Source organism: Bradyrhizobium sp. 61 (assembly GCF_023073075.1).
Classification (GTDB): domain Bacteria; phylum Pseudomonadota; class Alphaproteobacteria; order Rhizobiales; family Xanthobacteraceae; genus Bradyrhizobium; species Bradyrhizobium barranii.
In genome coordinates, this window is the sequence record NZ_JADPIU010000084.1 from 1 (window position 1) to 16397 (window position 16397).

At 64.5% G+C, this 16397-nt stretch carries 16 protein-coding genes and 1 pseudogene; 8 read left to right on the plus strand and 9 right to left on the minus strand.

What is annotated here, in order from left to right:
- Positions 1-99: 99 nt before the first annotated feature.
- Positions 100-336 carry an HGGxSTG domain-containing protein gene (locus IVB46_RS45020; protein ID WP_071917640.1) on the minus strand — a complete coding sequence of 79 codons (237 nt, stop codon included), beginning with the start codon at positions 334-336 and terminating at the stop codon, positions 100-102.
- A gap of 29 nt (positions 337-365) precedes the next feature.
- Positions 366-1037, minus strand: a complete 672-nt coding sequence (locus IVB46_RS33555) for a hypothetical protein (RefSeq protein WP_247344465.1) — start codon at positions 1035-1037, stop codon at positions 366-368.
- 423 nt (positions 1038-1460) lie between these two features.
- On the opposite strand from IVB46_RS33555, the gene IVB46_RS33560 reads away from it, so the two are divergent.
- Positions 1461-2435 (plus strand): tripartite tricarboxylate transporter substrate binding protein, encoded by a 975-nt coding sequence (locus tag IVB46_RS33560; RefSeq protein ID WP_247344468.1) that lies wholly within the window; start codon positions 1461-1463, stop codon positions 2433-2435.
- Between the two features lie 158 nt (positions 2436-2593).
- Here the strand turns inward: IVB46_RS33560 and IVB46_RS33565 are convergent, their stop codons facing one another.
- The 3 genes from IVB46_RS33565 to IVB46_RS33575 all read right to left on the minus strand — a co-directional run bounded on the left by IVB46_RS33565 (position 2594) and on the right by IVB46_RS33575 (position 5149).
- On the minus strand, positions 2594-2869 hold the full coding sequence (locus IVB46_RS33565) for a hypothetical protein (RefSeq protein WP_247307579.1): 276 nt from the start codon (positions 2867-2869) through the stop codon (positions 2594-2596).
- Positions 2870-2948: 79 nt separating this feature from the next.
- The gene (locus IVB46_RS33570; RefSeq protein ID WP_247344472.1) at positions 2949-3806 is read right to left on the minus strand and encodes a VOC family protein; all 858 of its coding nucleotides are present in this window, start codon (positions 3804-3806) and stop codon (positions 2949-2951) included.
- 152 nt (positions 3807-3958) lie between these two features.
- On the minus strand, positions 3959-5149 hold the full coding sequence (locus IVB46_RS33575) for a urate hydroxylase PuuD (protein WP_247307582.1): 1191 nt from the start codon (positions 5147-5149) through the stop codon (positions 3959-3961).
- Positions 5150-5385: 236 nt separating this feature from the next.
- Here IVB46_RS33575 and IVB46_RS33580 point away from each other — a divergent pair, with 236 nt between their 5' ends.
- Complete coding sequence (locus IVB46_RS33580) at positions 5386-6726, plus strand: sorbosone dehydrogenase family protein (protein WP_247307584.1); 1341 nt, start codon at positions 5386-5388, stop codon at positions 6724-6726.
- 46 nt (positions 6727-6772) lie between these two features.
- Here the strand turns inward: IVB46_RS33580 and IVB46_RS33585 are convergent, their stop codons facing one another.
- From IVB46_RS33585 to IVB46_RS33595, 3 genes are read right to left on the minus strand one after another with little or no spacing between them, the layout of a single operon-like run.
- Positions 6773-7573 (minus strand): SDR family NAD(P)-dependent oxidoreductase, encoded by an 801-nt coding sequence (locus tag IVB46_RS33585; RefSeq protein WP_247307587.1) that lies wholly within the window; start codon positions 7571-7573, stop codon positions 6773-6775.
- A gap of 1 nt (position 7574) precedes the next feature.
- Positions 7575-8129, minus strand: coding sequence for a carboxymuconolactone decarboxylase family protein (locus IVB46_RS33590; protein ID WP_247307597.1), 555 nt, complete (start codon positions 8127-8129; stop codon positions 7575-7577).
- 11 nt (positions 8130-8140) lie between these two features.
- Positions 8141-8953: an SDR family oxidoreductase gene (locus IVB46_RS33595; RefSeq protein ID WP_247344476.1), complete on the minus strand. Its 813-nt coding sequence runs from the start codon at positions 8951-8953 to the stop codon at positions 8141-8143.
- A 233-nt stretch (positions 8954-9186) separates the two neighbouring features.
- Between IVB46_RS33595 and IVB46_RS33600 the strand changes: the two genes are divergently transcribed.
- From IVB46_RS33600 to cyoD, 4 genes are read left to right on the plus strand one after another with little or no spacing between them, the layout of a single operon-like run.
- The gene (locus tag IVB46_RS33600) at positions 9187-10020 is read left to right on the plus strand and encodes a cytochrome ubiquinol oxidase subunit II (protein ID WP_166088820.1); all 834 of its coding nucleotides are present in this window, start codon (positions 9187-9189) and stop codon (positions 10018-10020) included.
- Positions 10010-12010 carry a cytochrome o ubiquinol oxidase subunit I gene (gene cyoB / locus IVB46_RS33605; RefSeq protein WP_247344480.1) on the plus strand — a complete coding sequence of 667 codons (2001 nt, stop codon included), beginning with the start codon at positions 10010-10012 and terminating at the stop codon, positions 12008-12010. The genes IVB46_RS33600 and cyoB overlap by 11 nt, the downstream gene beginning before the upstream one ends.
- Positions 12010-12651 (plus strand): cytochrome (ubi)quinol oxidase subunit III, encoded by a 642-nt coding sequence (locus tag IVB46_RS33610; protein ID WP_247307599.1) that lies wholly within the window; start codon positions 12010-12012, stop codon positions 12649-12651. Before cyoB ends, IVB46_RS33610 begins: the two co-directional genes overlap by 1 nt.
- Entirely contained in the window at positions 12648-13037 is a 390-nt protein-coding gene (gene cyoD, locus IVB46_RS33615; RefSeq protein ID WP_247307604.1) for a cytochrome o ubiquinol oxidase subunit IV, read from the plus strand. The genes IVB46_RS33610 and cyoD overlap by 4 nt, the downstream gene beginning before the upstream one ends.
- Before the next feature lie 214 nt (positions 13038-13251).
- Here cyoD and IVB46_RS33620 read toward each other — a convergent pair whose 3' ends face one another.
- Entirely contained in the window at positions 13252-14040 is a 789-nt protein-coding gene (locus IVB46_RS33620; RefSeq protein ID WP_247307607.1) for a thermonuclease family protein, read from the minus strand.
- Positions 14041-14241: 201 nt separating this feature from the next.
- On the opposite strand from IVB46_RS33620, the pseudogene IVB46_RS45130 reads away from it, so the two are divergent.
- Positions 14242-15838: pseudogene (locus tag IVB46_RS45130) on the plus strand (GMC family oxidoreductase).
- Between the two features lie 7 nt (positions 15839-15845).
- Positions 15846-16295, plus strand: coding sequence for a hypothetical protein (locus IVB46_RS33635; RefSeq protein WP_247307612.1), 450 nt, complete (start codon positions 15846-15848; stop codon positions 16293-16295).
- The last annotated feature ends 102 nt before the right edge of the window (positions 16296-16397 follow it).

Consider the following 16397-nt stretch of genomic DNA (forward strand, 5'->3'; position numbering starts at 1 on the left):
CGTCGATCTCATCCTTCGGCCGCCGCCCCAGCAGTGCCCATATTGCCGAAAGCAAATCCTTGAAAAACAGCGGCGAAAACACATTCTGCCAAAGTAGTGCTAGCCCAGCTCTTGCAGCAGCTTCCGCGTCTCGCCCAGCAGCGCCCGTATCGCCCTTCGTTCTGCGATCCGGTCTTGCGTGAATAGCCCATGCTTCCGCGCATTCTGATTTCCCCTCGGTGCGCCTGATCTCGCGGCGCTGCCATGCATGCGACAGCGGGTCTTGCCGTGCACCGCCGGCGCGAGGCAGGCGGTGCCGCTGCGTGTCCTGGCGCCGCAGCGCGGACTCGCCTGCATCGGAGCCGTGTTGCGGGTGTGATCGCCGCTCACGCGGTGGCGCCTTGTGCGGCAACGACCGGTTCATGTTCGCCTTCGCCGGCTTCGCGAGGCGAGCTCGATCCTGCTAACATCGCTGTGTCCCCGGTGTCTTGCTCCGTTACGAGCATGTCCGCGTGCTGTACGGCGTGGCTCGCGGTGGCTCCCGCGCCATCCTGCACCGTCAGACTCTCCACCGTGATCGCCCGCTCGCCAATGTTGCGGTACCGGTTGAGCGCCTCGACCTGGGCCGGAAAGATTCGCGCCAGCTTGGCGAGCGCGCGTGAGGCGCTGTCCTGCCGCGGGATGTCGTCGGCGAAGGCGAGGCGATGGGCGCAGCGCATCGCCAGGACGTGAATGGAGACCATCTGTGCCGCCAGCATGGCCTCGATGGAGTCCCGCGGTGCGATGCTCTTCATCATCGAGATCATGAAGGCGAGATTGGCCTCGTCCGGCTTCTGCGTAATCACGCTGGCTTTCACCAATTGCTTCAAGATGCCGTGCAACGCGTCACGGTCGACGGCACCGAGCGCGTCAGCCAGCAGCCGTTCGCCGGTTTTCGGGTCGGGATGATCGATGGCAATGCGCCGCCTGTAGAGTTTTACGCGCGGACTCTCGGCCAGCCCGCTGCGATCGTTTGCCGCGACCGGCGGCGTGGTGTGGCGATTTGGGGGTGTCGTCATGTGTCGTGTCCTTTGCCGGCGCAGGTGCGCGAACGACGCGCTCGCGTGCCGCGCGCGGCTACGAATTTTGAGATGTCGATGAGAGGCTTACGCGCGATCGCGGCGAGGCGCCCGTGGAGCGGGCGGCTTGGACGCTGGCGATTGTTGCGATGATGCCATCATGCCGGTGTTTTGCCCGACGTGTCAAATTTTATTTCGTGGTATCCGAAGGCGCGTGTCTTGCGCAAGTCCTTGTTCTGACAAGGGCCGGCTACTGTGCATAGGGTTGTTTTCGCATTTTTTGTTTGGATGCGGCTCTCGCGTGCCGCGCGACGGAATGACGGCGTGCAAACGCGATTGCGAAATCCGGCGCGACCGCTAATCATGATCTCCAGAGGCGCCGCACCATGCAAAAGCGGCAGCGCGGGTCCGGGGAGAGAACGAATGCAACGAACGCTTCGCCTGCTGGCGATTGTCGCCGGATTGTGCGTGACGACCGAGGCTCTCGCGCAAAAATATCCGACACGTCCGGTCAAGATCATGGTCGGTTTCAGCGCGGGCGGCCCGGTCGATGTGGTCGCGCGCATCATCGGCGACCGGCTGAGCAACAAGCTCGGCCAGCCCTTCGTGGTCGAGAACCGTGCCGGCGCCAACGGCATGATCGCAGCCGAGGGTGTGGCGCGCGCGGACGCGGACGGCTACACCATCCTCGCCTGCAACTCGTCCACCATCACGCTCAACAAGACGCTGTTCAAGGATGCCCGCTACGATCCGCAAGGGGACTTTGCGCCGCTCACCACCGTCATCTCGGCGCCGCTGGTTCTCGTGGTCAATCCCGAGAATCCCAAGACGGCCAACATCAACACCGTCGCCGATCTGGTCGCGGCGGCGAAGGCCGCGCCGGGCGCGCTCGCCTACGGCTCGGGCGGCAACGGCAACCTTGCCCATCTCGCCATGGAGCTGCTCAGCCAGAAGGCCGGCATCAAGCTGATCCACGTGCCCTATCGCGGTGGCGCGGCATCCGAGGTCGGCATCCTCGCGCAGGAGGTTTTGGCGGTGTTCGATCCCTTGTCCGCCGTGCCGCTGGTGAAGGCCGGCAAGCTGCGTGCGCTCGCGGTGTCATCGGCCGAGCGGCTGCCGGCGCTGCCTGAGGTGCCGACCGTCGCGGAGGCCGGCTATCCCGGCTTCGACATCTCGTTCTGGGTCGGCTTCTTCATGCCGAAGGCCGTGCCCGCGCCGATCCGCGAGACGCTGCACCGTGAGATCGTCGCCGCCGCCAGGGATCCGGCGGTGCAGGAGCGGCTGGAGTCGCAAAGCGTCGTGAGCGTGCTCAGCCCGGCCGACTATGCCGCGAAGATCGCGAAGGAGACGACGGAGCTTGCCGAGGTCGTCGCGGCCGCGAACATCAAGGCGGAGTAGGGGGCGTCACGGCGAGAGGATCTGCTTGCGGTAGCGGATCAGCGCTCGCTCGATGCGAGGCGCACGGCGCGGGCCTTCGCGCCGGTCGTCTTCCTCGATGCGCCGACGGAATCCTCATTAAAGCAGCAGGGAAAACCGGCCGCGAAGCGGGCTTCGAGCTAGTCCTTGGGAAAGTCTTTGCGCATCGCGATCTCGGCGGCGTCGCCGGGCGACAGCACGGTCTGCTCGAACGCTGCTTGCGGCTTCGTCATGATGTCGTAGAGCGAGATGCCCTTGATCGGCTTATCCATGAGTACGCGAACGCAGTCGGCGAGCGTGCCGTTGTAGACGAGATAGGGCGGACCCCGGTCCTTCTGTCTCTCGCCTTTCAGCGACGGCCACTTCTTCAGTTCGGCCGGCGCGTCGCAGGCGATCGGCGATTCCTCTTTGAACATGCGCTTGGCCTCGGGCGGCGTGGAAGGCCCGAAAGTCCTAGTGCCGCCGGGTAAACGCACGTTAAAGAATTAGTTAAAATCAGCCGGCAACGAAGGCGAGCAGGGTGCCGTTGGCCTTGGCCGGCGGCACGCAGATCGCAGCCCCGCTGCGCAACGCAGCCGGACCCAGCGCCTTCTCGGTGGCTGCGAGATCGCCGCTGACGAGGACCAGGGCCGCGCCGCCGCGCGCGGAAAGACCGGTGAGCGGCACGCCGGGATAGCGTTTGCCGAGCTGCTCCAGCGTCAGATAGACGAAGTCGGCGCGGTCGCCGCCGGACGGCACGGCGACGGCACCGTCGGCTTCCGCCTTCGGTTCGCGGTCGATCAGGCGGCCGAGATGCGCCGCATCCTGCGCGGGCTCGGGCGTTGCGATCAGCGTCTGCCTGATCCGCTTCGCCGCATTGGCGTGCTTCATCAATTCAGGAATCCACACCGTCTCGCGGGTCTTGTGCTGGCAGGCGAAGATGCGCACGCCGCCGGGCGCCTCCGCGGTCGGCCACATGAAGGTGCGGAATTTTGCCGCCGAGATCGTGCCATCGGGTAGCGTCACCGGCCGTTCGAAATCGGTCGGGCCGATCGGCGTCAGGCCGCGCGCACGGATCTCCTCGGCGCCGGCCGCGCTGTCGATCGCCGTGAAGGCGATGCGCTCGATGCCCTCGCCGTGCCTGTCGACGAAGGCGCGGGCCGGTGCGTTGTGCTCGGTCGCCACCAGCACGCCGAGCAGCTCCATGTAGTCGGGGTCGAACATGATGGTGTAATTGCCGGTGCCCATATGCGCGCTGTGGGTGCCGCGCGGCGACAGGGTGAAACCGAGCTGCCTGTAGTTTTCGGCGGCCTTGTCGAGCTCCCGAACCATGACCACGGCGTGGTCGATACCGATGATGTTCTTGAGGGCCACTGTTCTTTCCCCGCAGCAAATGCAAATTTCGATCTGGACCGCGCCAGCGGCCGCTGGCCCTGTCTACGCCGGATAGGCGATCAAGTCATTTTCAAATCGGGGGCGGATGCGGAATTTCATTTCGCGAAATGCGGTATCGACGCGTGATGGCGTCACTGCGCCTGCTCGATATAGGCGGCGAGGATGGCGCGCTCCTCGCTGGTCATGTCGGTGATGTTGCCCGGCGGCATCGCATTGGACCACGCCGCCACGCGGCCGATCAGGCGGATGTTGCGATGGATGTGCTCGGGCGCGTCGAGCAAGATGCCTTTGGGCGCGGTCACGATGCCGGCCCAGACCGGCTCGGCCGCGTGGCACATGCTGCAACGGGACATCACGATCTCCTCGACATTGGCGCGCGTCGGCTGTGCCGACAGCGCGCCCGTCTTGACCTCGCGTGGGCCTGCCGCGGAGAGCAGGAGGATCGCGATCACGCCCAACGCGGCGACACCCCACACCCACCACGGCGATTTGCGCCCCGCGTGCCGTTCGTTGAAGAAGTGGCGGATCACGGGGCCGAGCGCCAGAATGATCGCGACGATGATCCAGTTGAAGCGCGTTGCGTAGAGCAGAGGATAGTGATTGCTGATCATCAGCACGACGACGGGCAGGGTCAGGTAGTTGTTGTGAACCGAGCGCTCCTTGCTGGCCTTGCCGAGCTTCGGATCGGGCGCCTGGCCCGCGATCAGGCTGGCCACGATCTTCTTCTGGTTCGGGATGATCAGTGCGAACACGTTGGCGACCATGATGGTGCCGATGATCGCCCCGATCTGGTTGAAGGCGCCGCGACCGCTCAGGACGTGGGTGAAGGCGTAAGTGAGCGCGACCAGGAACAGATAGCCGCCGATGGCAAAGGGCAGCTCGCGCTGCGCAAGCCCGGTGCGGCAGGCCGCCTCATAGAGAAGCCATGCCAGCGCCAGGCTGCAGAAGCTGAACAGCCCGGCCTGGATCGGTGAGAGGTCGAGAATCGACTTGTCGACCAGGAACAGGTCGGCATCGAGATAGTACACCACCACCATCAGCGCGAAGCCGGACAGCCAGGTGGTGTAGGCCTCCCATTTGAACCAGGTCAGCTCCTCCGGCATCTGGCTCGGAGCCACCAGATATTTCATGATCCGGTAGAAGCCGCCGCCATGGACCTGCCAGGCTTCGCCCTGCACGCCGTCCGGCAGGTCAGTCTTCGGCTTCAGGCTGAGATCGAGGGCGATGAAGTAGAAGGAACTGCCGATCCAGGCGATCGCCGCGACCACGTGCAGCCAGCGCAGCAGCAGGCTCGCCCATTCCGATATGATGGATCCCCACATGATCACCCCATCAATTGCGACCTGAATGCCGCAGCTTTGATGACCGCAACCGGCGGTCGCGCCCTTACAATGTGTCGCACCGATCTGCCGCATTTTCCAGTACGATGGGCTCCGGCTGATGCACATCGTGCGGGCATGAGCTGACGTGGGATTCGGCAGGTGTTTGTACTGCCGCAGAACATTTGCGGACCTATAAGCGTCGACGTTCAGGACGCGCAGGCTGGGAGGAAGACGACGTGAAAAGCAGGATTTCGTCCGCAGCAACGGCTGCGGGATTGCTGGTCGCGGTTGCTGCCAGCGCGCAGGCCGAGCCGGTTCTGCAAGGCAAGGACGCCTATGGCGATTGGCAGGCCGACAAGCCCGGCACGGTCAGGTTGATCCGGCCGCAGGACCTCGTCAGACCCGGCGCTACACGGTCGGTTGCGAGCACCGCGCGTGTGGCGTCGCGACCGCCGGAGGCCACGCCACGTGTGCCGGCGGGTTTCAAGATCGAGCTGTTCGCCGAAGGCTTGCGCGCGCCGCGCATTGTGAGGGTCGCGCCGAACGGCGATGTCTTCGTCGCGGAGACGCGGGCCGACGCCATCCGCGTGCTGCGCGCCGGGGATGGCGGCAAGGCCGCGACCAGCGAGGTGTTTGCCAGCGGATTGAGACGGCCGTTCGGCATCGCCTTCTTTCCGAACGGCGACAATCCGCAATGGGTCTATATCGCCAACACCGACAGCGTCGTCCGGTTTCCCTATCAGGCCGGCGATCTCAAGGCGCGCGGCAGGGCGGAGACGATCGTGGCAAGCCTGCCGCAGGACGGCAGCCATTCCACCCGCGACATCGTCTTCACGCCCGACAACAAGCGCATGCTGGTCTCGGTCGGCTCGCTCAGCAACGTCGCCGAGGGCATGGGGACGCCGCCGGGCGGGTTGGATGGCTGGTCGAAGACGCAGCCGCTCGGCGCGGCCTGGGCCAGCGAGCTCGAGCGCGCCACCGTGCTAGCCTTCACGCCTGACGGCAAGGACCGGAAGATCTATGCCACCGGCATCCGCAACTGCGTCGGCCTTGCGATCGAGCCGCAGACCGGGCTGCCCTGGTGCTCGACCAATGAGCGCGACGGGCTCGGCGACGATCTTGTGCCCGACTACGTCACCAGCGTGAAGGAGGGCGCGTTCTACGGCTGGCCGTGGTTCTATATCGGCGGCAACGAAGATCCGCGCCATGCCGGCGCGCGGCCGGATCTCAAGGACAAGGTGACGGTGCCCGACGTGCTGATCCAGCCGCACTCGGCTTCGCTCGGCATGACTTTCTATCAGGGCACGCAGTTTCCGTCCGACTATCAAGGCGATGCCTTCGCCGCTGAGCACGGCTCCTGGAACCGCTCCAAGCGCACCGGCTACAAGGTGATCCGTATCAGGATGAAGGACGGCAAGCCCACCGGCGAGTACGAGGATTTCGTCACGGGGTTTGTCGTGAGTGACACGGAGGTCTGGGGAAGGCCGGTTGGTGTCGCCGTGGCGAAGGATGGATCGCTGCTGGTGTCGGAGGACGGCAATGGCACCATCTGGCGGGCGACGCGCGCACCGCAGTGACGCTGTTTCCCTCCCCCTCCAGGGGAGGGTAAGCAGCGCGCTCGACCTACCCCCGTCTCACACTCGCGCCACCGTCCACCGGCAGCGTCACGCCCGTGATGAAATTCGCCTCGTCCGACGCCAAGAACAGCGCGGCATTCGCGACGTCCCAGCCGGTGCCCATCTTCTTGCGCAGCGGTACCTTGCTGTCGCGCTCGGCTTCGACTTCAGCGCGGGGCTTGGACCATTCGCGGGCGCGGGTGTCGACGGCCATCGGCGTGTTCATCAGGCCGGGCAGGATGACGTTGGCACGGATGCCGTATTCGGCGTTCTGGTAGGCGAGCTGCTCGGTGAAGGCGATCATGGCCGACTTCGTCGCCTTGTAGGCGACGTAAGGATAGGTCGTGATCGCGGCCATCGAGGAGATGTTGACGATGGCGCCGCTTCCTTGCGCGCGCATGATCGGGATCACTTCCTTCGCTGCCAGAATACAGCTCTTCAGATTGATGGCGACGACACGGTCGAACGCCTCCTCGGTGATTTGAAGCAGCTCGGCATCGCCACCGGACAGGCTGACGCCGACATTGTTGTGCAGCACGTCGATGCGGCCCCAGCGCGCCAGCGCATCCGCGACCATCGCCTTGATGTCCGCGGATTTGGTCACGTCGGCCTTGAAAGCCGCGGCGGTGCCTTGCTCCGCTGCGATCAGATCGACGGTTTCCTGCGCCGATTCCAGGTGGTGGTCGACGCACAGCACTTTGGCGCCCTCGCGCGCGAAGGTCAGCGCGGTGGCGCGACCATTGCCCATGCCTTCGCCGGGGCTCTGGCCGGCGCCGACGACGATCGCGACCTTGTCCTTCAAGCGCATGTCACTTCACTCCCGGGATCGGGTACTGCTGGAGTACCTCTTTGTAATACGGTTCGTTGTCGATCTTCATGGTGGCGAGCACGCGCACCACACCACAATAGAAGGCGATGGTGAGTACGAGGTCGACCATGTGATCGTCGGAGAGATCTTTCTTGATCTCGGCGAAGGTCGCGTCCGACATCGCGAGCTCGCGCACCATCTCGCGGGCGCCTTTCAAGATCGCCCTGGCGAGCGGCTCCAGCTTCGACGGCTTGCCGTCGGTCTCTGCCATCAGGCCTGCGATGTCCTCGTCGGTGACGCCGAACTCCTTGCCGATCTTCACATGGTGGGTGAATTCGTATTCCGACTTCTCCATCCAGCCGACCTGGAGGATCGCGAGCTCCCGCAGCCGCGGGTCGAGCTTGCTCTTGAAGCGAATATAGCTGCCGATGCCGTTGAAGGCGCGCGCCATCTCCGGCGAGTTGACCAGCAGCTTGTGCAGGTTGGTGTTGCGCTTGAGCATGTCGCGATATTCGGGCGCGACCTGGTCGGCCTCGAGATAGGGTAGGCGGGCCATCCGTGTTCCTTTCAGTGTTCCTGTGATTCACGTTCCGGCGCTTGCAGCGTCACGCCGCCGTCGACCACCAGCACCTGGCCGGTGATGTAGCGCGCGAAGTTGCTGAGCAGGAATTTGACGGCGTGGCCGACGTCCCAGCCGGTGCCTTCGGTCTTGAGCAGGGAAGCCCTGGCGCGGTTGGTGCGGGCCTGCTCGCTCATGCCGCGGGCATAGACCATCGGCGTGTACATCGGGCCGGGGCAGATGCAGTTGACGCGAATGTTGTCGCGACCGTGGTCGACCGCCATGGCGCGCGTCAGACCGATGATGGCGGCCTTCGATGTCGTATAGGTCGTGAGCCCACGCGGCCTGAGCGCCGAGATCGAGGAGATATTGACGATCGCGCCGCCCTTGGCGGTCTTGATCATCGCGGGGATCGCGTGCTTGGAGAGCAGGAACATGGTCTCGACGTTGACCTGCATGACGCGGCGATACTGCTCGGGTGTCTCGTCGACCACGCTGCCGCGGCTGCCGATGCCGACATTGTTGTCGAGGAAATCGCGCCGGCCCCAGCGGTCGAGCGTGGCCTCGACCAGTGTCTTGCAATCGGCTTCGCTGGTGACGTCGCCGCCATGGGCCGCTGCCGTGCCGCCCTCGGCCGTGATCATCTCCACGGTGCGCTCGGCGAGCTTGAGGTCGCGATCGGCCACCAGCACTTTTGCCCCGGCGCGGGCCAATAGGATTGCTGCAGCGCGGCCGTTGCCGATGCCGTCGCCAGCGGCGCCACCGCCGCTGATCAGCGCCACCTTGCCGGCGAGGCCGGCATCGTCCTCGGGGCCCTGCATGTCGTTTCATCCCAATTATTTTCGTGCAGATTAGCAATCGCCCGGACAGGAGAGAAGGCCGATGGTCCCGCGCAGATGTCATTGACATCGCATGGAATTGCATGCCGCCGGGCGGCACGGCGCGCGATTAAGCGGGCATATCGCGGAACCGTTCTGCCGAGCTTGCGTTTGTTGCGGGGGCTTTTCCGCGCTAGGCTCTCGCCTGGGGTTTCCCAATCGCCAGTGGCTTGCCGATGAATCTGCTCGATCCACAAGGGCCGGTGGCTGCCGCCAACAGCACCATCTTGGTCGATTCCGTCTTCATCATGCTCGTGATCGTGGTGCCGACCATTTTCGCGATTTTGGCCTTTGCGTTCTGGTTTCGCGCGTCCAATCCGAGAGCGCGTTACCAGCCCGACTTCGTCTATTCCGGCCGCGTCGAGATGGTGGTGTGGGCGATCCCCGCGCTCACCGTGATCCTGCTCGGCGGCGTCGCCTGGATCGGCTCGCACCAGCTCGATCCCGCAGCACCCGTGCCGGGCACCGGCAGTCCGGTCCGCATCCAGGCGGTCTCGCTCGACTGGAAATGGCTCTTCATCTATCCGGACCAGCGCATCGCCACCGTCAACACGCTGACGGTGCCGGCCGGCGCCGAGCTGAATTTCCAGCTGACGTCGTCGAGCGTGATGAACGTGTTCTTCATCCCGCAGCTCGGCAGCATGATCTACACCATGAACGGCATGGTGACGAAGCTGAACCTGCGCGCCGACAATGAGGGCAAGTTGCAGGGCCTGTCGGCGCATTTCTCCGGCGACGGCTTTCCCGACATGATGTTCGACGTCAACGTGATCTCGCCGCTCGCCTTCCCGGACTGGGTCGCGACCACGGCGAAGACCGATGCCGTGCTGAACGAGGAGAGCTATACGAAGCTGATGCAGCAGGGCATCGAGAAGAACAGGCTGACCTTTCGCCTGGACGATCCCCGTCTGTTCGACCTGATCGCAACCCAGCACATTCCGCCAGGGCCCGGCCCGGAGCTGCTCTCCGATGCCGGCAGGCCGCACAGTGGAGGTCACGATGCTCGGTAAGCTCGATTGGTCGGCGATCCCGTTCGACCAGCCGATACCCCTCGTCGCGGGTGCCGTGGTGCTGGTCGCGATCCTCGGCGTGCTGATCTGGGTCGTCGTGAAAGGGCATTTGCCCTATCTCTGGCACGAATGGATCACCAGCGTCGATCACAAGCGCATCGGCGTGATGTACATCCTGCTCGCTTCGGTGATGCTGCTGCGCGGCGGCAGCGATGCCATCATGATGCGGCTCCAGCAGGCGGTGGCCTACCAGTCGCAGGGCTATCTCCCGCCGGAGCACTACAACCAGATCTTCTCGGCGCACGGCACTATCATGATCTTCTTCACGGCGATGCCGTTCGTGATCGGGCTGATGAACCTGATTGTGCCGCTTCAACTCGGCGTGCGCGACGTTGCTTTCCCAACGCTGAATTCGGTCGGCTTCTGGCTGACCGCGACCGGCGCGCTGCTGGTCAATATCTCGCTCGTGGTCGGCGAGTTCGCGCGCACCGGCTGGCTCGCCTTTCCGCCGTTGTCGGAGCTGTCCTATTCGCCCGGCGTCGGCGTCGACTACTACGCCTGGTCTCTCCAGATCTCCGGCGTCGGCACCCTGGTCGCCGGCATCAACCTGGTGACCACCGTGCTGAAATTGCGCACCAAGGGCATGAACTATCTGCGCATGCCGATGTTCTGCTGGACCACGCTGGCCTCCAACCTGCTCATCGTCGCCGCCTTTCCGATCCTCACCGCGACGCTCGCGATGCTGCTGCTCGACCGTTACCTCGGCTTCCACTTCTTCACCAATGAAGCCGGCGGCAACGTCATGATGTTCATGAACCTGATATGGGCCTGGGGCCACCCGGAGGTCTATATCCTCGTATTGCCGGCCTTCGGCATCTTCTCCGAGGTGGTGTCGACCTTCTCGGGCAAGGCGCTGTTCGGCTATCGCTCGATGGTGCTTGCCACCATGGCGATCTGCGTCATCTCCTTCATGGTCTGGCTACACCATTTCTTCACGATGGGCGCCGGCCCCGACGTCAACGCCATCTTCGGCATCGCCAGCATGATCATCGCGATTCCGACGGGAGTGAAGATCTACAACTGGCTGTTCACGATGTATGGCGGCCGCATCCGTTTTGCGACGCCGATGCTGTGGGCGGTCGGGTTCATGGTCACCTTCATCATCGGCGGGCTGACGGGCGTGCTGGTCGCGGTGCCCCCGGCCGACTTCATGCTCCACAACAGCATGTTCCTGGTGGCGCACTTCCATAACGTCATCATCGGCGGCGTGCTGTTCGGCGCCTTCGCCGGCTTCGAGTACTGGTTCCCAAAAGCGTTCGGCTTTCGTCTCGACGAGCGCTGGGGCAAGGCGGCGTTCTGGTTCACGTTCCTCGGCTTCTACGTCACTTTCATTCCGCTCTATATCGCCGGGATGCTCGGCATGACCCGGCGCATGCAGCACTACGACGTCGCGGCCTGGCGGCCATGGATGTTCGTGGCGGCCGCCGGCATGGCGGTGCTGACGATTGGCGTGATCTGCCAGATCGTGCAACTCGTGGTCAGCATCCGCAACCGCGAGGCCCTGCGCGACCGCACCGGCGATCCCTGGGACGGCCGCTCGCTGGAATGGGCGACCTCGTCGCCGCCGCCCGTGTTCAATTTCGCGTTCCATCCCGACGTGCGCGGCGAGGATGCCTATTGGGACATAAAGGCTGCCGCCCAGCAGCAATCGCTCGATCACGCCGCGCCCGAATATCACGACATCGAGATGCCCCGGAATTCACCGACCGGCTTCATCTGCGCGTTCTTCGCCACCATCATGGGCTTCGCGCTGATCTGGCACATCTGGTGGATGGTGATTTTGGGCGGCATCGGCGCATTCGCGACCTTCGTCGTGTTCGCCTGGCGCGACCATGACGAATACGTCATTCCGGCCGACGAGGTCGCTCGCATCGACCGCATCAATCTCGAGGAACGGCGCAGCCTCGTCAGCATGGCGGGAGCGCTCTGATGTCGATGACGGCGACAGCCGGCCGCGCGCATGCCGACCCCCACCACATCGGGCTCGTCGTCGAGCATCCAGGCCCGGCATCGAAGCGCATCGTGACCGCCTACGGCTTCTGGGTCTTCCTGCTCTCCGATATCGTGATGTTCTCCTGCTTCTTCGCGGCCTATGCGGTGCTGTCCGGCCAGACCGCGGGCGGCCCCAGCGGCTCGGAGATCTTCGAGCAGCGCAATGTCGCGATCGAGACGGTCTGCCTGCTGCTGTCGAGCTTCACTTGCGGCATGGCCAGCATTGCCGCCGACGTGCGCAACCGGTTCTGGTTCTATCTCGGCATGACCGTGACCTGCGTGCTCGGACTGATCTTTCTGACCATCGAGTTCCGCGAATTCGCCGATCTCGTCGCACGCGGCTATGGCCCGTCGCGCAGCGCGTTCCTGACGTCGTTCTTCTCGCTGGTCGGATGTCACGGCCTGCACGTCTCTGCCGGCGTGCTCTGGCTGCTCACCATGATGGCCCAGGTGTTTGCAAAGGGCTTTCGCGCCGACGTCCTGCGCCGGATGATGTGCTTTGCGCTGTTCTGGCATGCGCTCGACATCGTCTGGGTCGGGGTCTTCTCCGTCGTCTACCTGCTTGGGAGTGCCGTATGAGCGATCAGACGCATGTGCGGACCGGACACGATCTCGCACCGGGCGAGGAAGAGCAACACAGCGTCGGCGAGCGGGTGCTCGGCTACGTCGTTGGTCTCGGCCTCGCGCTGGTGCTCACGGCAACCTCATTCTTCATCGCCGGAACCGACCTGGTCTGGCAGCCGTCCATCCCTGTCGCTCTGATCGTGCTCGCGATCGCGCAGATGGGCGTGCACCTCGTGTTCTTCCTGCACATCACGACGGGGCCCGATAATACCAACAACGTGCTGGCGCTCGCCTTCGGCCTTCTGGTCGTCTTCCTGGTCGTCGGCGGCACTGTCTGGATCATGGGGCATCTGAATGCGAACATGCCGCCGATGGACCAGATCATGCCGATGCGGAAATAGGGCGCAGAAAAAAGAAGAGCCGCTTGTTGTGACAAGCGGCCCAAGTCTAGGGAGGAAACGCCCGAGCAAAGCAATCGGACCGAAGCCGGATTGCTGCCAAGGAACGCTCGCGCAAAGCGCTTGCGTACATATTAGATGTAGCAGCCACCGAGAGAGTTCAATTCCGGATCAATACTGTCTCCGGCTACCGCTCACATGCTCGTGACGGGCTTCCTCATTTCGGCCGGCGGCAATTGTAGGCCTTGCGGAAGCCGGCGGCCTGCGCGTCGTCCTCCGAGCAGAACCAGCGGTCCGGCTTGGTGGTCGCGGGATAGCTCGGGCAGCCCCTCAAGTGATAGATGCCGATATTGCCGGTGACGCGTGCCCGGACTGCGAGCTTGCCCTTGATGCTGCAACTCGGCGGCATGGTCAGCTCCTCCGGAAACAGCGCCGCGCGGATTTCCTTGTCGCGGTCGGCGCGGCAGGCGGCGCCGAGCAGCGTGCCGTCCTTCTTGCCCATGCGGAATTCTTGCGGTGCAACAAAGCAGCCCTTCCAGATGCCGGCTGACGCGGTTTTGGCATCGGCCGCGGCAGGCTTGACGTTCGCCTTGATCGGCTCGCGGGCGATGGCATAGCCAAGCTTGACCAGCTGCTCGTTCAACGAGACCTTGTCGCCCTCGGCGGTGCAGATCGCCCGGTGCCGTTTGCCGAAGCTCTTTTCCGGCCCGACATCGTCACAACGCACGCTGCGTTTGTTGATCAGCTTCGCCAGCTGGTCGCGGGCCTCGATGCCGCAGGTCCAGGGATCGGCGTGATCGTCGATGCAGACCTGGTCCAGTTCGGGTGCGTCGACGCCGTCGAGGCGGTAGGTGACGTCGCCGAGCTGGATCGAATTGGCGTCCCGGACGGTCGCGGCCGCCGTAAGCGCGGAGGCCGGCCCGGAAGAGGCGAGAAACCCGGACAGAGCGAGACACGAAACAAGCGCGAAGGCGCAGGCGGCGGCAAATGAATTCCTTAAGGACATAACGTCTCGCTATCGATTGCTCTGGCACCTCGTTCCTAGCATCCGGAAGTCGCGATACCAATGGTCTGCGCCCTGCGAAGTGCGACATTCGCGCGCCAGCCTTTACTGACCGGCCGGTCTGCCCCTATCGTTCGGCACGATCAAAAACCTGCGTAGACCGAATCGCCCTTGAAGCGGCGAGGGCGGGAGGAAGAAAGTTCGATGAAAGACCCCGTGGACGTCCTGATCATCGGCGCCGGCGCTTCAGGTGCCGCGATCGCGTGGTCGCTGGCCGAGACCAAGATGCACATCCTCTGCCTGGAGCAGGGCGGCTGGATGAACCCGGCGGAATATCCCAGCACGGGCCGCGACTGGGAGGCCAAGTTCTACGGGGAGTGGTCGTCGAGCCCGAATGTCCGCGGTCGGCCCGAGGACTATCCGATCAACGACGACAATTCGCCGATCAAGGTCGTCAACTACAACGCGGTCGGCGGCTCGACGGTGATGTACACCGCGCACTGGCCGCGGCTGCATCCCTCCGATTTCAAGGTGAAGACGCTCGACGGCGTCGCCGACGACTGGCCGATCGACTACGACGCGCTGACGCCGTTCTTCGAAGAGAACGACCGCATCATGGGTACGTCAGGCTTGTCGGGCGATCCGCTGTCGCCGCTGACGCATCCGCCGATGCCGCAGCAGCCGATGGGATTGTCCGGCGCCATCATCGGCAAGGCCATGAACAAGCTCGGCTGGCACTGGTGGCCGTCGGACACGACAGTCGCGACCACGGACTATGAGGGCCGCGCGCGTTGCATCAATCTCGGCCATTGCACGCCGGCCTGCGCCCAAGGCGCAAAATCCTCGACCGACATTACCTATTGGCCGCACGCGATCCGCGCCGGCGTCGAGCTGCGCACGCATTGCCGGGTGCGCGAGATCACCACCGACGAGAACGGCATGGCCTCGGGCGTGGTCTATTACGACAAGGACGGCGTCGAGCAGTTCCAGCCGGCGCATGTCGTCATCATCGCCTGCAACGGCGTCGGCACGCCGCGGCTGCTGCTCAACTCGGCATCCAACCGCTTCCCGCACGGTCTTGCCAATTCGTCGGGCCTCGTCGGCAAGAACCTGATGTTCCATCCCTATGCGCAGATCTACGGCTATGTGAAGGAGCCGACCGACAGCAACCGCGCGCCGCCGACCTGTGTGGAGCAAGGAATGGTATGACACCGACCTGTCGCGCGGCTTCGTGCGCGGCTACGGCGTCCAGTTCGTGCGCGGGGCAGGGCCCGTGTTCGAGGCCGTCGTGAGCGAGCAGAGGGGCATTTTGCCGTGGGGCGCGGATCATCACCGCGTCTTCCGCAAGCTCAATGGCCATCGGCTGGGATTCTCCGCGATCTGCGAGGACCTGCCGGAGGAGCACAATCGCGTCACGCTCGATCCTGTCCTGAAGGACAGCCACGGCATTCCAGCGCCGAGGATCGACTACACCATCAGCGAGAACAGCCGGAAGATGATGGAGCATGCGCTCGCGCGCGGCCGCGAGGTTCTGGAAATGGCGGGGGCGACCGACATCTGCGTCAACTCGCCGATCCCGTGGGGCGGCTGGCATCTGCTCGGCACCGCGCGGATGGGCACCGACCCCGAACGCTCCGTCGTCAACGAATGGGGCCGCACGCACGACGTGAAAAATCTCTTCATCGTCGACGGCAGCATCTTCGTCACCTCGGGCGGCGTGAACCCGACGTCCACCATCCAGGCCCTCGCGCTCTACATCGCCGACCAGATGAAGCAGCGCCTCGCCAATCTGTTCGACTGAGGCCGTCATGTCCGCTGACAATCAACTCACCCGCGCCCAATGCAACGATCTCCGCACGATTGCTGCGATGATCGTGCCCGCCAGCGACGAGTACAAGGTGCCCGGCGCCGACGCCCCCGCGATCCAGACCGATATTCTGAAGACGCTGGGCCGCGACGCCAAATTGGTGGCGGCGGCGCTGGACCATCTGGCCCGGCTCGCCGGCCAGCCGCTCGCAGAGCTCGATGCCGCCAGGCGCGATGCGGTGGCTCAGGAGTTCCGCAGCTCCGGCGGCGCGGCCGCCGCAACGCTCGTCCGCGTCGTCCTGCAATGCTACTACCGCGACGACCAGGTGTTGCGCTCGCTTGGGCTGGAGCTGCGCGCGCCGTTCCCCAAGGGGTACGTGCTCCCGGACGGCGACTGGTCGCTGCTCGACCCGGTCAAGGCGAGGGTGGGCACGCTGCGGCGCGCGCCCTAGCCACCTTGGTAGGTCAAGCCCTGACAGCCCAGCCTTGCGCCCCAGGCGGGTCCCTTGCGCTGGCAGGAACAGGCCACCATTTGTGTGAGCCTCAAGGACTCT

Coding starts and splice junctions, on each gene's coding strand:
- IVB46_RS45020 (WP_071917640.1), bottom strand. CDS start 336: ATGCAGGCGAGTCCGCGCTGCGGCGCCAGGACACGCAGCGGCACCGCC.
- IVB46_RS33555 (WP_247344465.1), bottom strand. CDS start 1,037: ATGACGACACCCCCAAATCGCCACACCACGCCGCCGGTCGCGGCAAAC.
- IVB46_RS33560 (WP_247344468.1), top strand. CDS start 1,461: ATGCAACGAACGCTTCGCCTGCTGGCGATTGTCGCCGGATTGTGCGTG.
- IVB46_RS33565 (WP_247307579.1), bottom strand. CDS start 2,869: ATGTTCAAAGAGGAATCGCCGATCGCCTGCGACGCGCCGGCCGAACTG.
- IVB46_RS33575 (WP_247307582.1), bottom strand. CDS start 5,149: ATGTGGGGATCCATCATATCGGAATGGGCGAGCCTGCTGCTGCGCTGG.
- IVB46_RS33585 (WP_247307587.1), bottom strand. CDS start 7,573: ATGCGCTTGAAGGACAAGGTCGCGATCGTCGTCGGCGCCGGCCAGAGC.
- IVB46_RS33590 (WP_247307597.1), bottom strand. CDS start 8,129: ATGGCCCGCCTACCCTATCTCGAGGCCGACCAGGTCGCGCCCGAATAT.
- IVB46_RS33595 (WP_247344476.1), bottom strand. CDS start 8,953: ATGCAGGGCCCCGAGGACGATGCCGGCCTCGCCGGCAAGGTGGCGCTG.
- IVB46_RS33600 (WP_166088820.1), top strand. CDS start 9,187: ATGAATCTGCTCGATCCACAAGGGCCGGTGGCTGCCGCCAACAGCACC.
- cyoB (WP_247344480.1), top strand. CDS start 10,010: ATGCTCGGTAAGCTCGATTGGTCGGCGATCCCGTTCGACCAGCCGATA.
- IVB46_RS33610 (WP_247307599.1), top strand. CDS start 12,010: ATGTCGATGACGGCGACAGCCGGCCGCGCGCATGCCGACCCCCACCAC.
- cyoD (WP_247307604.1), top strand. CDS start 12,648: ATGAGCGATCAGACGCATGTGCGGACCGGACACGATCTCGCACCGGGC.
- IVB46_RS33620 (WP_247307607.1), bottom strand. CDS start 14,040: ATGTCCTTAAGGAATTCATTTGCCGCCGCCTGCGCCTTCGCGCTTGTT.
- IVB46_RS33635 (WP_247307612.1), top strand. CDS start 15,846: ATGTCCGCTGACAATCAACTCACCCGCGCCCAATGCAACGATCTCCGC.